The sequence below is a fragment of the Neomoorella carbonis genome, from assembly GCF_045278715.1.
Taxonomy (GTDB): Bacteria; Bacillota; DSM-521; order Neomoorellales; family Neomoorellaceae; genus Neomoorella; species Neomoorella carbonis.
Genome location: NZ_CP136420.1, coordinates 1,550,937 through 1,568,233, shown reverse-complemented (window position 1 = coordinate 1,568,233; position 17,297 = coordinate 1,550,937). Strand labels below are relative to the sequence as shown.

General features: G+C 52.8%; 18 protein-coding genes and 1 riboswitch. Of the genes, 9 read left to right on the top strand and 9 right to left on the bottom strand.

The window, feature by feature from the left end; genetic code table 11:
• Positions 1-263: 263 nt before the first annotated feature.
• The 5 genes from MCACP_RS08070 (at position 264) to MCACP_RS08050 (ending at position 4,403) form a co-directional block, all read left to right on the top strand.
• Positions 264-1,412: an aminotransferase class V-fold PLP-dependent enzyme gene (locus MCACP_RS08070; RefSeq protein ID WP_406676280.1), complete on the top strand. Its 1,149-nt coding sequence runs from the start codon at positions 264-266 to the stop codon at positions 1,410-1,412.
• Positions 1,405-1,692, top strand: coding sequence for a DUF3343 domain-containing protein (locus tag MCACP_RS08065; protein WP_406676279.1), 288 nt, complete (start codon positions 1,405-1,407; stop codon positions 1,690-1,692). Before MCACP_RS08070 ends, MCACP_RS08065 begins: the two co-directional genes overlap by 8 nt.
• Before the next feature lie 274 nt (positions 1,693-1,966).
• Positions 1,967-2,203, top strand: coding sequence for a FeoA family protein (locus MCACP_RS08060; RefSeq protein WP_406676278.1), 237 nt, complete (start codon positions 1,967-1,969; stop codon positions 2,201-2,203).
• Between the two features lie 17 nt (positions 2,204-2,220).
• Positions 2,221-3,009 (top strand): FeoB small GTPase domain-containing protein, encoded by a 789-nt coding sequence (locus MCACP_RS08055; protein ID WP_406676277.1) that lies wholly within the window; start codon positions 2,221-2,223, stop codon positions 3,007-3,009.
• On the top strand, positions 3,009-4,403 hold the full coding sequence (locus MCACP_RS08050; protein ID WP_406676276.1) for a nucleoside recognition domain-containing protein: 1,395 nt from the start codon (positions 3,009-3,011) through the stop codon (positions 4,401-4,403). Before MCACP_RS08055 ends, MCACP_RS08050 begins: the two co-directional genes overlap by 1 nt.
• 12 nt (positions 4,404-4,415) lie before the next feature.
• Here the strand turns inward: MCACP_RS08050 and mntR are convergent, their stop codons facing one another.
• The 3 genes from mntR to MCACP_RS08035 all read right to left on the bottom strand — a co-directional run bounded on the left by mntR (position 4,416) and on the right by MCACP_RS08035 (position 6,421).
• Positions 4,416-4,889: a transcriptional regulator MntR gene (gene mntR, locus MCACP_RS08045; protein WP_406676275.1), complete on the bottom strand. Its 474-nt coding sequence runs from the start codon at positions 4,887-4,889 to the stop codon at positions 4,416-4,418.
• 133 nt (positions 4,890-5,022) lie between these two features.
• Positions 5,023-5,265, bottom strand: coding sequence for a small, acid-soluble spore protein, alpha/beta type (locus tag MCACP_RS08040; RefSeq protein ID WP_406676274.1), 243 nt, complete (start codon positions 5,263-5,265; stop codon positions 5,023-5,025).
• A 64-nt stretch (positions 5,266-5,329) separates the two neighbouring features.
• Complete coding sequence (locus tag MCACP_RS08035) at positions 5,330-6,421, bottom strand: GerAB/ArcD/ProY family transporter (protein WP_406676273.1); 1,092 nt, start codon at positions 6,419-6,421, stop codon at positions 5,330-5,332.
• 151 nt (positions 6,422-6,572) lie between these two features.
• Between MCACP_RS08035 and MCACP_RS08030 the strand changes: the two genes are divergently transcribed.
• Genes MCACP_RS08030 through MCACP_RS08020 form a run of 3 tightly spaced genes read left to right on the top strand, consistent with a single transcriptional unit; the run spans position 6,573 to position 9,719 of the window.
• Complete coding sequence (locus MCACP_RS08030) at positions 6,573-8,216, top strand: spore germination protein (RefSeq protein ID WP_406676272.1); 1,644 nt, start codon at positions 6,573-6,575, stop codon at positions 8,214-8,216.
• Entirely contained in the window at positions 8,217-9,467 is a 1,251-nt protein-coding gene (locus MCACP_RS08025) for a Ger(x)C family spore germination protein (protein WP_406676271.1), read from the top strand.
• Positions 9,468-9,485: 18 nt separating this feature from the next.
• Positions 9,486-9,719 carry a hypothetical protein gene (locus MCACP_RS08020; RefSeq protein ID WP_406676269.1) on the top strand — a complete coding sequence of 78 codons (234 nt, stop codon included), beginning with the start codon at positions 9,486-9,488 and terminating at the stop codon, positions 9,717-9,719.
• A gap of 90 nt (positions 9,720-9,809) precedes the next feature.
• On the opposite strand, the gene MCACP_RS08015 is transcribed toward MCACP_RS08020, so the two are convergent.
• Genes MCACP_RS08015 through nuoE form a run of 3 tightly spaced genes read right to left on the bottom strand, consistent with a single transcriptional unit; the run spans position 9,810 to position 13,970 of the window.
• Positions 9,810-11,573: a [FeFe] hydrogenase, group A gene (locus MCACP_RS08015; RefSeq protein WP_406676268.1), complete on the bottom strand. Its 1,764-nt coding sequence runs from the start codon at positions 11,571-11,573 to the stop codon at positions 9,810-9,812.
• A 20-nt stretch (positions 11,574-11,593) separates the two neighbouring features.
• Complete coding sequence (gene nuoF / locus MCACP_RS08010) at positions 11,594-13,474, bottom strand: NADH-quinone oxidoreductase subunit NuoF (RefSeq protein ID WP_406676267.1); 1,881 nt, start codon at positions 13,472-13,474, stop codon at positions 11,594-11,596.
• Positions 13,467-13,970, bottom strand: coding sequence for an NADH-quinone oxidoreductase subunit NuoE (gene nuoE / locus MCACP_RS08005; RefSeq protein ID WP_406676266.1), 504 nt, complete (start codon positions 13,968-13,970; stop codon positions 13,467-13,469). Before nuoE ends, nuoF begins: the two co-directional genes overlap by 8 nt.
• 359 nt (positions 13,971-14,329) lie before the next feature.
• Between nuoE and MCACP_RS08000 the strand changes: the two genes are divergently transcribed.
• Positions 14,330-15,487: a sensor histidine kinase gene (locus MCACP_RS08000; RefSeq protein ID WP_406676265.1), complete on the top strand. Its 1,158-nt coding sequence runs from the start codon at positions 14,330-14,332 to the stop codon at positions 15,485-15,487.
• 44 nt (positions 15,488-15,531) lie between these two features.
• On the opposite strand, the gene crcB (MCACP_RS07995) is transcribed toward MCACP_RS08000, so the two are convergent.
• From crcB (MCACP_RS07995) to MCACP_RS07985, 3 genes are all read right to left on the bottom strand, one after another.
• A complete protein-coding gene (gene crcB, locus MCACP_RS07995) occupies positions 15,532-15,909 on the bottom strand; it encodes a fluoride efflux transporter CrcB (protein ID WP_406676264.1) in 378 nt (125 codons plus the stop codon).
• Positions 15,910-15,918: 9 nt separating this feature from the next.
• Entirely contained in the window at positions 15,919-16,344 is a 426-nt protein-coding gene (crcB, locus tag MCACP_RS07990) for a fluoride efflux transporter CrcB (RefSeq protein ID WP_406676263.1), read from the bottom strand.
• A gap of 61 nt (positions 16,345-16,405) precedes the next feature.
• Positions 16,406-16,468, bottom strand: a riboswitch (Fluoride riboswitch).
• Positions 16,469-16,716: 248 nt separating this feature from the next.
• Positions 16,717-17,289, bottom strand: coding sequence for a manganese catalase family protein (locus MCACP_RS07985; RefSeq protein WP_406676262.1), 573 nt, complete (start codon positions 17,287-17,289; stop codon positions 16,717-16,719).
• Between the last annotated feature and the right edge of the window lie 8 nt (positions 17,290-17,297).

Sequence of the window (17,297 nt, the reverse complement as noted above, 5' to 3'; positions counted from 1 at the left end):
TAAAACGTTAAGGGTTGTTAGTAATTGGAAGGAGTTTTCTTTAATAAAAAGAAATGCAGTGGAGAAGGTGAAATTCACTATTGCGCCAAGGTGGGTTGTATTTGACGCTTACCTTGCAAAGAGAAAAGACTTATAACGAAAAGTTATACCACATATACAGGGTATCCCTGTGCAAAAAAAGAATATTATATAACAGCAGGGAACTCCTGCGGGAAAATAACCCGGCGCCTCCAGCCGGGACGGGGAGCGTCAAAGATTAGCGCATGATTTACCTGAACAATGCCGCTACCTCCTGGCCCAAGCCGGAAGCCGTCTACCAGACGGCTGATACCCGGTTGCGGCAGCTGAGCGGCAGCGTCAACCGTGGTGCCGATAAAGGGTCACTGAACGCCGGCCTGGCCGTCCTGGAAACACGGGAACTACTGGCTTCCTTTTTCAACATCCGGGAACCGGAAAACTTAATTTTTACTGCTAATGCTACTGAGGCCTTGAACCTGGCCCTACAGGGATTACTGGAACCGGGCGATCATGTCGTTATCAGCAGTATGGAGCATAACGCTGTGGTCCGTCCTTTATATGCCCTGAAAAACAGAGGCGTAGATTTTACCATCGTCAACTGTGCCGCCGACGGCACCCTGGATCCCAGGGCGGTAGAAAAAGCTATTGAACCTCGTACCAGGCTGATCTGCCTTACCCATGCCTCCAATGTAACCGGTACCATTATGCCAATTTTTGAGGTAGGCGAGATCGCCCGCCGTCACCACCTCCAGTACCTGGTGGATACGGCCCAGACGGCTGGGGAAATTCCTATCGATGTCGAAACAGCCGGGATTACCCTGCTGGCCTTTACCGGACATAAGGGGCTCATGGGCCCTCCCGGAACCGGCGGCCTTTATATCCGCTATCCGGATGCCATCAGGCCTCTCATTTATGGCGGTACGGGAAGCAGCTCAGAGTTGTTTAACCAGCCGGAAATAATGCCGGATAAATATGAAAGCGGCACCATTAATGCTCCGGCCATTGCCGCCCTGGGATCGGGGGTAAAATTTATCCAGGAAACCGGGCTGGATGAGATCCGCCGGCATACCCTGGTGCTGACGGCCATGCTTTTAGAAGGCTTGCGGCAAATGCCGGAAGTGACTGTTTACGGCCCTGCAGCGGAAAAGCGGGTGCCGGTGGTATCAATCAATATCCGTGGTATCGCGGCAGGGGAGGCCAGCGCCTGGCTGGCCGATCATTATGAAATTGTAACCCGTTCGGGACTCCACTGCGCCCCCCTGGCCCACCAGACCATCGGTACCCTGGCGACAGGTACCTTGCGGCTGAGTCCGGGTTACTTTAATACTCCGGCCGAAATCGAGGCTACTCTGGCGGCAGTGCGGGAACTGGTAGAGGTGTTGCGGGATGCCTGATGTGCTGGTATTGTTAACCTTTCCTTCCACCTATTATGCCCTCAAGGCGGAAAAAATTGTCCAGGGGGCCGGGCTTCAAGGGCGGCTCATACCCATGCCCAGGGAGCTGAGTTCCTTGTGCGGATTAGCCCTGGAGCTGGAGCCGGGAATAAGTGCACACGCCCTGGACCTTCTCCAGGCAGCAGGCGTTAGGCTGGATAAAAAGGTGAAGGCGCTTAAAGACCACGGTCGTATCCTGGTAATAGAGGCAGTTGAGGAATATAAAGCAGAAAATGAATAGTAACGTTTATTTTTCAGGAAAGTGGTCCTGAGTTAATCTCAGGGCCTTTTTATTTAAGCCATCCTGGGATGGCTATAACCCTTTCGAAGTAAAAATTTTTCCTTCCCGGTTTAAAGGGGTAACACCGGCCCCGCGGGCGGCATAGCCTGATATCAGAAAGTTGCCGGCTGGCAAGGGATTGCGTGGCAAGCAAAAATGTGGGCTTCGGGCAATAGGGCATTCCCGGCAGGTAAGCCGGGCGAACAGATATCGGGTAAAAAAGAGGGGAGTGCCAATGAGTGCAGTTACCAGCCTCAGCAACCTCAGGCCGGGTAGTGCCGGGGAAGTAGTTTCCTTACAGGCACGGGGCCTGACCCGGCGCCGCCTCATGGACCTCGGGCTGGTACCGGGTACCAGGGTGGTAGCTTTACGCCGCAGTCCCAGCGGTGATCCTACAGCCTTTTTTATCCGCGGGGCTACCATTGCCCTGCGGCGGGAAGAAGGCCAGCAGGTTTTGGTGCGGCCGGTATAAAAAGGAGAGTGGCAAAAATGGGGCTCACAAAACAGGCGAGTGGATTTTCTACTTTACAAGAAAACTTTCTCCCGACCGGCAGTAATGACTATGTTGTTGCGCTGGCTGGGAATCCCAATGCCGGCAAGAGTACGGTTTTTAATGCTCTAACCGGCTTAAAACAGCACACCGGCAACTGGCCGGGGAAAACGGTTTTACAGGCCCGGGGTAAATTTACCCACCAGGGGCATAACTTTACCCTGGTGGACCTACCCGGAACGTACTCCTTACTGGCCAATTCCGTAGAAGAACAGGTGGCCCGGGATTTTATTTGCTTCGGCAGGCCCGATGTCACGGTGGTGGTGGTCGATGCCACCTCCCTGGAACGCCATCTCAACCTGGTCCTCCAGATAACGGAAACAACGAACGCAGTGGTGGTTTGCTTGAATCTCATGGACGAAGCCCGGCGGAAAAAAATAGCTATTGATGTGCCCCTTCTGGCTAGCGAACTGGGAGTACCGGTGGTACCAACGGCAGCCAGAAGGGGGGAGGGGCTGGCCAGGTTGAAAGATGTTATCGCTGCCGTGGCTACAGGCACGCTTCGCCCGGTTCCCACTCCCATAATTTATGATGCCGATATTGAAGCGGCTGCCGGCCGTCTGGCAAGACAATTGCAGCCCCTTTTAAGGGGCCGGCTCAATGCCCGCTGGGTGGCCCTGCGTCTGCTGGAAGGCGACGCCGCCCTTATAGAGGGAATACAGCAGTTTTTAGGTACGGACTTATCTGGGCCCGGTACAAAGTTGCATTTAAAAGAGGTGCTGGCATAATGTCTGGCCAGAAAACCGACCTGGCTTTTGATGCGGCCCGGCGCCTGGCCGGTGATCTGGCGGCGTCTTACCGCGACCGGATTGTGACGGCCCTTTACGCCCGGGCGGAAGCCATTGTTTCCCGGGCCGTAAAGGAGGCACCTGCGCCGCAGCGGGATCTTGACTGGCAGCTGGATGCCATTTTAACTTCGCGGCTCTGGGGATACCCCATCATGCTGGCTTTGCTGGCCGTTGTTTTCTGGCTGACCTTAAAGGGTGCCAATTACCCCTCCACGCTTCTGGCCGGCTTATTCTTTGCTTTCCAGGAGGCACTCACCGGTTTATTCCACCGCCTGGGTGCCCCTGAATGGTTATATGGCATTGTAGTCCTGGGCATGTACCGTACCCTGGCCTGGGTAGTTGCCGTTATGCTGCCGCCTATGGCCATCTTCTTCCCTCTGTTTACCTTGCTTGAGGACCTGGGTTATCTCCCGCGCATTGCTTTTAACCTGGATAATTTCTTTAAAAAGGTCGGTGCTCACGGCAAGCAGGCTTTAACTCTGTGTATGGGCTTCGGCTGTAATGCTGCCGGCGTCGTTGGTTGTCGTATCATCGATTCCCCCCGGGAACGGCTGCTTGCCATCCTGACCAATAATTTTTCCCCCTGTAACGGCCGTTTTCCCACGCTAATTACCCTGGCCGGTATCTTTATGGGCGGTTTCCTCACCACGGCGTCCGGGGCAGTACTGGCAGCCCTCACCGTCGCCGGGATTGTCTTGCTAGGCGTTGTCCTGATGTTTTTTACTTCTTTGTTGCTCTCTCGTACCATTCTGAAAGGTGTACCCTCGTCCTTTACCCTGGAATTGCCCCCCTACCGGCCGCCCCAGGTGCTAAAGGTAATCACCCGTTCCGTCCTGGATCGAACCCTCTATGTACTGACCAGGGCTGTCCTGGTGGCCGCTCCGGCCGGTGCCTTTACCTGGGTGCTGGCCAATGTCCACCTGGGTAATTTAAGCATTATCGACCATCTTGCCGGCTGGCTGCAGCCTTTAGGTAAAGCTGTGGGCCTGGATGGGTACATCCTCCTGGCCTTCCTCCTGGGCCTGCCGGCCAATGAAATCGTCATTCCCATCCTGTTGATGAGTTACCTCTCAACAGGCATGCTCACAGAGGTGGATAGCCTGGCTGCGCTGGGAGAAATCCTGGTGCGACACGGTTGGAACTGGATTACCGCCCTTAATTTTATGCTGTTTTCCCTTATGCACTGGCCCTGTGGTACCACCCTGCTAACCATTTATAAAGAAACGCAAAGCTTGAAGTGGCCCCTCCTGGCGGCTGTAATCCCAACGGTCCTGGGCCTTGCTGCCTGCTTCTTGGTAAAGCTGCTGGCAAATCTATCGGGAGCCGTGTTTTGAAAATACCTTTTCCTAGTCGCTGCTGTGGCGGAACAGCCAGGCCCTGAGGTCCTCCAGCTTTTCTCCTTCCGGGTACTTGTTTAACCTGCTCATGGCCTGGACATCTTCCAGGCATTCTGGATGGGCACGAAAATAGAGAACCAGGTTGCGAAACAGGCACATGGTAGGAGGCGTGATGTAATGCTCGATGCCTTCAACCTGTTCTTCAACCCCTACCCGGGCGTTGAGGAGGGTTAAAAACTCTTTAAGGACGGCATCGCGCCAGACGAGGAAATACCCCAGCCTCTTCCCTTTATCGGTGAGGGCGATGTGCCGATATTTTTCATACTGGATACAACCCTCTTCATGGAGCTTCTGGATCATCCTGGTCACGGATGAGGGTTGTACGTTCAGGGCTTCAGCCAGGTCAACTGCCCGGACATAACCTTTTTCCTGGATTAACCTGTAGATCATCTCCAGGTAATCTTCCATGCTTTCCGTCAGCATAGCTATCCCTCCCGGAAGTTTGGTACCTTCTAAACTTTATGCCGGGAGGCATAGTTTTTTGACCGTCCTAAAAGTCATGTTATAACTAATCCTGCCGCCCCACAACACCAAAAAGAAGCCGGCTGGTGACCGGCTACAACTCATCCTGCAGGTTTAAGCGGGTTTTGCGATCGCCTTCCACCGCCAGGGCCTTTTCCCCGGCCTTGACCAGTTTGCGCACCATATTGCCGCCGATTTTTCCGGCTTCCCGGGTGGTCAATTCTTCCCCGGCGTTGGCCAGATCATCATCCAATCCTAATTCTTTGGCTGTTTCCCACTTTAATTTGTCAAGCTGTCTTTCCGTCCGCAACCGGTCATTATCCTTTTTGGGGCTCATTTTAATCACCTCCGCCATATTGTGCCGGTACCGGCAGGGAATTATGTATGTGTTTGCCGTGGTCTCATCCTTTCATGTTACGTATTTTAGCTACCATGAGCAGTAAGGCGGGATATAGGAGGTAAGCTGGGAGGAAATAAAAGGGGAAAGCGCGACCGGCAAAGATCAACATCTGGGCAAAATTTTCATAAAGGCTCATGGATAAAAAGGTGAGCAGCAGGCCTGCCGGCAGCACCAGGGAGCGGTAATCCTTAAGGCCAAAAAGCTGGGCTGTACCCAGGGTAAAGACATAATAAACAATCGTGAGCTTCAATAAAATGGTAAAGCTCCAGACGAAGATGATGACCGGTTCCATCCGTTGCAAGAAGTCGCCGATATTAATCATCTGGATGGCGATAAGGCTGGGAAAATTCATTCGTGCCGCTTCGGAAGCGCCCAGGACGATGATGTTCCGCACCAGTACCAGCGCGGTAAGCAATGTTGCCGTGACAACGGCCCCGGCGAATGGACCAAAACTTTTACCTGGTTCGGTTAAAAAAGGTAAAATAACTAAAAAGAAAACGCTTTCCCCGAAGGGAAAGACAAAGGCCGGGGTAACACCGCGCAGGACTGGCAGCGGTCCCTTTTCCATCACCGGGAGGAGAGCTTCCCAGTGAACCAGTCCCGGGACAAATACAGCCAGGGCGGTGAGAAGTAAAATGGCGGCAATAGCAAAAGGAATTAAGAGCTCGCTCAAACGCGCCGGGATTTCTATCCCGAGGCGAATGGCGTAGGCGGCCAGGCCGGCAAAAATCCCGGCGACTACCACCATCGGTGTTTGGGGTAAGATCACCAGCTTATATAATTCAACGACGTTGCGCAGCACCAGGGCCGCCAGGTGCAGGGCGTACCAGAGAAAAATAAGATTGCAGCATGTCCCCAGCCACCGTCCCAGGACGCGCGTAGCATACTGCACCGGTATTTCCCGCGGGAAACGCCGGGCCAGAGCGGTATAGAAGTAGGCCGCTCCCAGACCCATGGTCCCCGCTAACAGGTAAGATATCCAGGCGTCTTGTTTGGCCGGTCCGACAGGGATGATCAGGGTAGAGGTACCAATAAGGAACCCGGTAACCAGCATAAAAAATTGCCAGAGAGATATCCTACCTTTTTCGCCCACGGTTACTCCCTCCTGGTGACCAGCCAGTATTTCCTAACTAATATTTCCACTTAGAGGGATAATATACAACTGCTCTTGGTATATAAAGCCATACCGGGTTTCATACTAGTTCCATCAAGTTCCACAATTTTGGCTAGAGAAGGTGTTGGCTTTGCTCTGGATATGGCACCGTTTATGGCGCCATGCCACCCCAGGCAAGCAAACTTCAAGCGAACACGCCCTGCCGATAACTACCAGGCTTGAAGCTAACATTAAATACCTTAAAAAAACCTTCGGCCGGAGTGAGGACCTTGTCATCAGGGAGATAGAATTGCCGGGTAAAAAACTGGCGCTGGCTTACCTGGAAACCCTGATCGACCGGGATGTGGTTCAGCGGGATATCCTGCGTTCACTGATGGCCCTGCAGACAAGCCCCCTGCCGGAGGACGAAGCCAGATTCAACCGGCTGCTACGTGCCAGGTTGACCATCGGCGATCTCCAGGAAGAGCGATTATGGGTAAAGGTAATCAACGGCATGCTGGACGGCAAGGCGGCTTTAATGATAAACGGTTGCAGCCGTTGCCTGTTGCTGAGCATCGAAGGCTGGGAAAAAAGGCCGGTAGAAGAACCTGTCAACGAGGTTTCCATCCGCGGTCCCCGCGAGGGCTTTTCAGAAAACTTGCCGACTAACATTTCCCTTATCAGGCGACGGCTGCGCGCCCCTGAGCTCCGTTTTGAAACTATAAACTTGGGCCGGCGTACTCACACAAAAGTTGCCATTTGCTACCTGGAAGGATTAGCGTTGCCCGGCGTCCTCGAGGAACTCCGGCGCCGGTTGCAGCAGATCGACATTGACGGCGTCCTGGAGAGCGGCTACATAGAGGAACTTATTGAAGACGCCCCGTTTTCTCCCATACCCCAGCTTAACCGCACGGAAAGGCCGGATAAGTTGGTTGCCGATTTATTAGAAGGCAGAATAGGTATTTTAACTGATGGAACGCCCTTCGCCTTGGTCCTCCCCGGCAGCCTGGTGTCCCAGCTGCACGCCCCGGACGATTATTATGAACGCTGGCCTTTGAGCATAGGAATCCGCCTGTTCCGCTTTTTCGGCCTGTTTATCGCCCTGCTGCTGCCGGCCCTCTATGTAGCCATGACCTCCTTCCACCAGGAAATGATTCCCACACCTCTGGCGATATCCATTGCCGCCCAGCGCGAACTGGTGCCCTACCCGGCCGTTGTTGAAGCTTTAATCATGCAGGTGCTTTTTGAAATTCTCATCGAGGCCGGCATCAGGCTTCCCCGGGCCATTGGCACGGCCATCAGCATCGTCGGCGCCCTGGTTATCGGTGAAGCGGCCGTCCGGGCGGGGCTGATGTCGGCGGCGATGGTCATTGTAATTTCAGCTACGGCTATCGCTTCCTTTACCATACCTACTTTCGGCTTGAGCCAGGCCGTACGCATGCTCCGCCTGCCGATGATCTTCCTGGCCGGTATCTTGGGCTTGCTGGGTATTTTTACCGGCCTGCTGATAATCTTGATTCACCTGGTGAGCCTGAGAAATTTCGGCGAGCCCTATCTAAGCCCCCTGGCACCCTTTATCTGGGAAGGGCAGAAAGACCTGGTAGGGCGGGCGCCCTGGTGGGCCATGCACAGGCGGCCAGTACTTCCCGGCCGGCGCGATTTGCGGCGCCTCAAGCCCGGCCTGCAACCCTCTACCCCGCCCCGGAAAAGAAAACCGACGGAAGAGCTGGAGACGTACCTTGGGGGCAATGCCGGTAAAAAAGGTAAAAAAAGAAAAGGGTGGCTAAAGATTTAGATGAGCAAAAGACCCAGGTTGCTGCTTTTTACATCCATCCTGGCCGCTTTCACGCTGGCGGTTTTAGCCGGCGGCTGCTGGGACCGGCGGGAGATAAATGAGTTGGCCTTCCTTTCCTGCGCGGCCTTTGACATGGAAGGCGGCCATCGCGTCCTGACATCTGAGTTCATCAGGCCCTCCACCACCGCCGGCGGGGGAGAAAGAGGGGGCGGGGAAGCCCTGCCCCAGCGGCAGGCCCTTATAGTGAGCGATCGGGACGAGACCTTCATGGCCATCGGGCGGGAAAAAGCCCTGGGTCTACCCCGGCGGGCCTACCTGGCCCATACTACCGCGGTCCTGGTGGGGGAGGAGATGGCCCGGTACGGCATAAAAGAAGTCCTGGATTTTGTCGACCGGAACCCGGAGATACGCCGCACCACCCTGGTTTTGCTTACCCGCGGCCCGGCGCGGGAAGTGGTGGTCAGGGCCCAGAGCGGCCTGGAAAAAAACCTGGGTAAAGAAATAGCCGGTCTTCATAAATGGGCCCAGGTCAGCGGCTACGGGTTTATACCCAACATTAATGACGTTTTTTTCGATTTGTCCGGTGATGCGGGAACAACCGTCCTGCCGGTGCTGGAACTCAATCCCCAGCCATTCCCGCCCATTCTCAGCCCCGGTGGTGCAGCAGGAGGCAGTCCCGCCGGGCGCGCCGGCGAACCGGAAACGTTAATGACGGCGCGCCTCAACGGCGCCGGCCTTTTTTACCATGATAAACTGGTGGCGTGGTTGGATAAAGAACAAACCCGCGGCTGGGCCTGGGTGCGTAACAGGGTGAAAGGCGCCGTGCTGGCGTTACCCTGCCAGGAGAATAACCTGGTATCCGTAAATGTCATCACGTCCCAGGCCGAGACCGGTGTCGATATGCAGGGAGGCCGGCTCCAGGGAAAGATCAAGGTCAGGGTGGAAGGCAATCTCCTGGAAGAGCAGTGCCGCCAGGACTTTACCAAAGAAGAGGCCGTTAAATCGCTGGAAAGCCGAATGGCGGATCAGATTACGGCTGAAATCAGCAGCGCCCTCAATGCGGCCAAGACGGCGGGAACTGATGTTTTCGGCTTCGGCGGCGCCCTCCACCGCCGGTACCCCGAAGTGTGGCGCCAGTTACAGGGACGCTGGAGCGAAGAATTTAAAAAACTGCCTGTTACCATCAGCGTCGAAGCTAAATTGCGACGTACCGGGATGACAGGCCGTCCCTGGCAGCCCGGGGCACACTAGTAGGAACAAGGAGGCCTTATGGCAGGTTTACTTATTTTAATAGTTGTATATACCTTTATTTTTCTCCTGGATGTCCCGCCCCTGGTCCGGCGCCGGGCCTGGCGGGAACTGTTTGCCTTCGCCCTCCTCTCCCTCACGGCGTTGGCCCTGGGGATTCCCTGGTCCCTGGGACATAAAATATTCTTTCCTTCGGAGGCACTGATAAAATTTTTTGAGCCACTGGCCCGGCTGGTCATTGGTCCCCAAGAATAAGGCGGCTGCAGGTTTAAAAAACTGAGCGCAGGTGGCCGTAAAAATGAAAATCCCCAGGCACTCCACCTGGGGAGGAAATATCTACCACTGCTAAGCAACGGGTTTACCGCTGGTACTTTCCCGGGGGTAATATCTGGTGTGCAAATCGCGATGGGTACGGGCATTATTCGGCCCGTTAAACCACCGCTCAAAGGCCCGGGTTACAAAAACATTATCCTGGGGTCGATGGATCTGTTCGCCGCGGTCCAGTCGGTAAAGCCCCTTCATCCGTTCAATCCGCGTAGTAGTATCGTTGGGGACCGGCTGGCCGCCACCGCCCAGACAACCGCCGGGACAGGCCATTACTTCGATGGCATGGTAGAAGACTTCGCCCCTGGTAACACGTTGAATTAATGCTTCCGCATTGGTAAGGCCGTTGACTACCGCCAGCTTGAGGTTCTGACCATTTATTGTTAACTCTGCCTCTTTAATTCCCTGGAAGCCCCTTACGGGGAGGAAATTTACGCGGCCGCTATCGTCAGCACTATCCAGGTGCCCGTAAAGGAAGCGCACCACCGCTTCCATCACGCCGCCGGAGGCACCATAGATGACCCCGGCGCCGGAACCCATTCCCAGGGGATTGTCAAAGACTTCCGGTTCCAGCTCGTTGAAAACAATGCCGGCCTCTTTAATCATCTGCACCAGCTCGACGGTGGTCAGAACAAAATCGACATCCCTGACGCCGGCGGTGGTAAACTCGGGCCGTCTGGCTTCAAATTTCTTGGCCGTACAGGGCATAACCGATACGCAGACCATTTCCCGGGCGTTTTTGCCGATTTCCCGGGCGTAATACTTCTTTACCAGGGATCCGAACATTTGCTGGGGCGACCGGCAGGTCGACAGGTTGTCCAGTAAATCGGCATGGAATTGCTCGGCGTATTTGACCCAGGCCGGACAACAAGAAGTAAACAGAGGTAACTTCTCTTGCCTGCGCAGGCGGTCCAGCAATTCCAGGGCCTCTTCGGTAGTGGTCATATCGGCGGCAAAGGTGGTATCGAAAACCCGGTCGAATCCCAGCTTTTTCAGGGCTGCCACCATTTGCCTGGTAGCCTTTTCGCCAGGCTTGAGACCAAATTCCTCGCCGATGGCCACCCGCACCGCCGGTGCTACCTGGACGACTACAGTTTTGTTGGGATCCTGGATAGCTTCCCAGACCTGGTTTACTTCTGATTTAACGGCCAAGGCGCCGGTAGGACAAACAGCCACACACTGACCGCAGTTGACACAGGCTACTTCGGCCAACGGCTTATTAAAGGCAGTAGTTACATGAGTCTTGGAACCCCGGTAGGCAAAATCCCAGATACCTACCCCCTGGATTTCTTTGCACATGCGTACGCAGTCACCACAGAGAATGCACTTGTTGGGATTCTTGATCAGGGCCGGGGAAGTCCGGTCCGCCGGTGATCTTTTATCCCGGCGGCCAAAGCGTACTTCCGTCACTCCCAGCTGGCGCGCCAGATGCTGCAGTTTGCAACTACCGCTGCGTTCACAAGTGGTACATTCCCGGTCGTGGTTGGCCAGGAGCAGTTCGATAACCATACGGCGCAAACGCCTGGTTCGGGGGGTATTGGTGTAAATCTTCATGCCGTCAGCCGGGGGTGTAGAACACGATGCTACCAGGCCCTGCCCTTCAACCTCTACCATACACATGCGGCAGGCACCGTACACGCTTAGCTCCGAGTGGTAGCAGAAAGTCGGTAATTCAACACCGGCCCGGCGAACTACCTCCAGGAGGTTTTTAGCCCCATTAATCTCTACTATTTCGCCGTCTACAGTTACTTTCCCGGTAGTCACTACGTTCACTTCCTCTCCCATTTTAAATTTCCCGGAGATCCTCAAGCGGTATAAACAGCATTAAACCGGCATTTCTCCAGGCAGGTCCCGCACTTAATACATTTTTCCCGATCGATGGTATGGGGCCCTTTCCTGTCGCCGCTGATGGCTGCCGCCGGGCAATTTTTGGCACACAGGCCGCAGCCGCGGCATTTTCCGGCGTCGATAAAGTAGCTGAGCAGATCCTTGCAAACCCTTGCCGGGCATTTTTTATCGTGAATATGGGCTTCGTATTCTTGCCGGAAGTAGCGCAGGGTCGTAAGCACCGGATTGGGGGCTGTCTTGCCCAGGCCGCAAAGGGAACCGTCCTTTACCATCAGGGCCAGCTCTTCCAGTAGAGCCAGGTCTTCCCCGGTAGCCTCGCCGGTAGTTATTTTAGTTAACAGCTCCAGCATCCGTTTGGTTCCTTCCCGGCAGGGAACACATTTACCACAGGACTCATTCTGGACAAAGGTCATGAAGAACCTGGCGACTTCCACCATACAGCTGTCCTGGCCGACAACTACCATTCCCCCGGAACCGACCATGGCTCCTACCTTTTGCAAGGAATCAAAATCCACGGGCATATCCAAATGCTCTTCCGTTAGACACCCGCCGGAAGGACCGCCGATCTGGACAGCTTTAAAACTATTGCCTTCCCGCGGTCCACCGCCGATGTCGAAAACGATCTCCCGCAGGGTAATCCCCATGGGTACTTCTACCAGACCGGTGTGGGCTACCTGGCCGGCCAGGGCAAAGGTTTTTGTCCCAGGACTGTTACTGGTTCCATATTGTTTGAACCACTCAGGACCATGCTGGATTATCGGGGCTACATTGGCTAAAGTTTCCACATTGTTAATGACGGTGGGACAACCCCAGAGACCGCTGTTAGCCGGAAAAGGCGGGCGGGGGCGGGGCATACCTCGCTGGCCTTCAATGGAAGCAATCAGCGCCGTTTCTTCACCACAAACAAAAGCGCCAGCCCCTTCCTTTATGTGCACCCGGAAGGAAAAATTGGTGCCCAGGATGTTCTGGCCCAAAAGCCCCAGGGCCTTAGCCTGGTCTACGGCCCGGCGCAATCTTTTTACGGCCAGGGGGTATTCCGCCCGCACGTAGATATAACCTTCGTCGGCTCCAATGGCATAACCGGCAATCAGCATGCCTTCCAGTACCCGGTGGGGATCGCCCTCCATCACGCTGCGGTCCATAAAAGCACCGGGATCGCCCTCGTCACCGTTACAAATGATATATTTTTTATCTCCCGGCGCTGACCGGGCGAAGATCCATTTGCGTCCAGTCGGGAAACCGCCCCCACCCCGGCCGCGTAAGCCGGAAGCCAGGATGGCCTCGATTACCTCTTCCGGAGTCATCTCAAAAAGGGCCTTGCTTAAAGCCTGGTAGCCATCATGGGCCAGGTAGTCATGGATATCTTCCGGATTAATACGGCCGCAATGTTCTAAAACGATGCGCCGCTGCTTTTTATAAAAGGGGATATCCTCCTCCCTGGCTACAGGCCGGCCGGTATCTGGATGGTGATAAAGCAGCCGCTCCACCGGGCGGCCGTTGATGAGGTGTTCGGCGATTATCTCCGGTACATCTTCTTTTGTTACTTTACAATAAAGTATACCTGCCGGTTCTAAACGTACCAGGGGCCCCATCTGGCAAAAGCCATGGCAACCGCTAATATTTAAAGCTATTCCGGATGTTTCCGGTTCTTTTACCAGTTCGACCCTGATAGTAAACCCTTTCCGTTCCAGTTCTTGACGAAAAGCTTCGTATACCTCCAGGGAACCGTTAGCCACACAGCCCGTACCCGCACAAACTAAAATGCGGACATTTTCTTGAAGCAATCCATCCTTGGCCCGCCTGGCCAATTGTTCTAGATCCAGCCGCGACTTAAGCAATGTTTTCCCTCCGTTCTACGGCCTCTGCTTCTCTCTGCAATCCCTGTAGTAATTTAAGGACATCTTCGGGCGTCATTTGACCATAAACTTTTCGATCATTAATGGTCACTACCGGGGCCAGGCCGCAGGCCCCCAGGCAGGAAACAGTTTCTACAGTAAACTGGAGATCGGCGGTAGTCTCTTGATCTTCCTTTAATCCCAGTTCCTTGCACAGGGCCATGTGGATATGCTCGGCCCCGCGCACGTGGCAGGCAGTACCGTTACATACCCGGATAATATACTTGCCTTTGGGTTTTAAGGAAAACTGGGCATAAAAAGTAGCCACCCCCCACACCATCGCCGGGGGAATGTTTAAAGCAGTGGCAATGTGGGCTAAAGCTTCTTCGGGCAGGTAACGATATTTCTGCTGTACTTCCTGTAAGATAGCAATAAGATGGGATACCTGACTGCGATGGCGCTGGATGATTTCCTGGACATCCTGCTGTAATCCGGGCATGGCCGTTCCTCCTTTATTATGAAGCAGTACAAAAAATTGAATAGATAAGATACAATTTTGTACTTGCACTATTTTTCACTTGTAATTATAAACGAATTCAATAATCAGGACAATAGCCTGCCTTAAATGTTGTAAAAGCAGTTTTTAATAACCAAATACAATTTTTCTATTGTATTAAAAAGGTTAAGGATCTAATGTTAATCCGGTTGTTGTGTTCGAAAAAATGAACAAAGGGTTGCCAATTAATCAATTTTATGGTGCCATAGTTGTATGATAAAATATTTCTATTGAGGCATTGACGGAAATGGATGCATTAGCCTGGCAGTTTAAATTTAAATCTTTGCAGCGAGGTGTACCCGGTGCTGGACATCAGTGCTCTCGACCTCATCATCAAAGAAACCATCGAAGCCATTGAGCGCAGTCAAGCACAGATTTATGACATCGCTGAAAATACCCGGATTGAGGCGAATCAAGTTAGTAATGAATTGGCTGCCGTCAAAGATGAGTTAAACGCTGTTATAACGGAGGTCGATAAGCTGGAGCTGGCGGAAAAAAGAGCCCGGTTGCGTTTAGTCGAGGTAAGCAAAGACTTTAACCGCTACACCGAGCAAGATATCAAAGCCGCCTATGATAAGGCCTATAATTTGCAAATTGAACTTGTTAAGCTCAGGGAAAAGGAAAAAGTGCTGCAATACCGGCGCAATCATTTGGAAGTAAGCCTCCGCCGTTTACAAACGACCGTTCAGAGGGCCGAAAGGTTGATTTCCCAGGTAGGCGTGGTGCTCACTTATTTAAAAGGCGGACTCTACGATTTGAGCTTAAAGATTGGTGAACTGCAACAAACACAACAAATGGCCCTCAATATTATCCGGGCCCAGGAAGAAGAGCGCAAGCGCGTCGCCCGGGAAATTCACGACGGCCCGGCCCAATCCATGGCCAACATCGTTATGCGGGCCGAATATTGTCTTAAACTTTTAGACAAGGACCCGAGTAAAGTCCGGGAAGAATTGCTGGCCCTCCAGAATATAGTCATGCTGAGTCTCCAGGACGTCCGCAAGATTATTTTTGACCTCCGGCCCATGGTACTCGATGATTTGGGCCTTGCCCCGGCATTGAAGCGCTACTTTGCCTCCTATCAGGAACAGTACGGACTGGAAATTGATTTTCATTTCTTTGGACAGCAGCGCCGGTTAGATAGCACCATGGAGATAGCACTTTTTCGCATTATTCAAGAGGCGATTAACAACATTAAGAAACATGCCCAAGTTAAAAGCGCCAAGGTTAAAATGGAGATGCAGCCAGATAAGGTTATGATTTCGATACGCGATATTGGTAAGGGATTTGATCTAAACTCTGTTAATGTTGGTAAAGAGGGTAATGGCTACGGCCTCGTAGGCATGCGGGAGAGGGTCCAGCTCTTAAACGGAGAAATGATAATTAACACCGCACCGGGTAAGGGTACCCACATTAGCATCACGATACCTTTGCAGGACCAGGAACCTGGCAGCAGGACGTGACTATATCTACCAGGCTGAGCCGGACCATTTTGCTTCATCAACACTCATGGCATAAATTTGGCAGCGAGAGCACGTCCTGCCAGAACGAATGACAATCCTAAGGCGATGCTACTCAGCAAATAGATTAAAGCGCTTATAACTTTCCTATCTTCCAGGAGCTGGATAGTCTCGTACGAGTAAGTAGAGAAGGTAGTATAGGCGCCTAAAAAGCCGGTAGTTAGCATTAAAGTCAAGCTGGTTCCAAATCTGTGGGCAAATGCCGGTGTACCTGAAAGCAGTCCTAACAGAAAAGCGCCAGTTAGGTTAATTATGAGAGTGCCTGTAGGAAAATTACCCCTGCTTCTTGCCGATAATGCCTGTCCTAAAGCGTATCGAGTAATGGCACCCAAAAACCCGCCCAATCCTACATAAAAAAACTGCATTTTTATCTCCTACCTGTTTTCTGCCCCGGTTTGCTGTACTTTAAATGCCGACAAAATTGGTATTCTGGCCAGGATTATTCCCGCCTTGACGGCAATTAAACCTCCCAAAGTGGAAGCCAGAATATAGATGCCAGCATAGGCTACATAACCCTTGAACAGCAGGGTTATAGTTTCCAAACTAAAGGTGGAGAAAGTCGTAAAGGCGCCAATAAAGCCTGTCGTTATACCCTGCCTTAATTCGGGGCTTAAAGTCAAGCGTTCTAAGCTATAGGTAAGAATAAAGCCCAGAGCGAAACATCCCAAAATGTTTATCATCAGGGTCCCTAAAGGAAAGGTAGAGGGCCAAAAGGTAGCAATGGAGCGGCCGAGTCCAAACCTGGCTATGGCCCCCAGAAAGCCAAAAATACCAATATATATGTAGATCAGCTTAATCACCCCCGCATGGAGTTGCAAACCCACAAAAAAATCCTACCTTCCGGGCATAAAATTAGCCCGCTTTTGGGTAGGAGTCATCACTGCTTGCCGCAGATTTAAGGCGAACTCCATCGCCTAAAATTATTTGCAAGATATGATAGTGTTATACGACAAGAAAGCATTAAAATCCTGCTCAGATCAACAGGATGACTAAATACGCAATAAAAATAATAATCAATCTAAAAGAATATGCACCGTGAAGAACTTAATCATAATCATATAGTGCCAGTAAAAAGGTTTCATTTTAAAAGTGCCGGATTTTTTTCGTTATGAGGTGAATGGATATAGAAAGAGAGAGATGGAGAGAAAAGCCCCTTTACCGGGGCTTTAGCTTTAATAGTACTTTTTACGCTCCAGGTAATCCTGAACCAGGTTTAACGTCTCGCCGAAGCGCTGGAAGTGGACGACTTCCCTTTCGCGGAGGAACTTTAAGGTATCGCTCACATCCGGGTCGTCGGAAAGCTGGATCAGGTATTCGTAAGTGGAGCGGGCCTTCTGTTCGGCGGCCATATTCTCATAGAGATCGGTTACGGGGTCGCCCTTGGACTGGATGTAGGCGGCCGTCCAGGGTGCCCCTTCCGCGTTGACGAAGTAGAGGGCGCGGTCGTGATCGGCATAATAGCCATCCAGGCCGGCGCGTTTTATTTCTTCCAGGGGAGCGTCTTTGATCAGGTTATAGACCAGGGCGGCGACAATCTCCATGTGGGCCAGCTCTTCCGTACCGATGTCCGTCAAAACTGCTTTGGCCTGGGGAATGGGCATGGTGTAGCGCTGGGTGAGGTAGCGTAGAGAGGCGGCGAGTTCCCCGTCCGGCCCACCGTACTGGGTAATAATTACTTTGGCCAAGCGCGGGTTAGGGCCACTGACACGTACAGGATATTCCAGTTTTTTTTCATAAATCCACATCTATAATC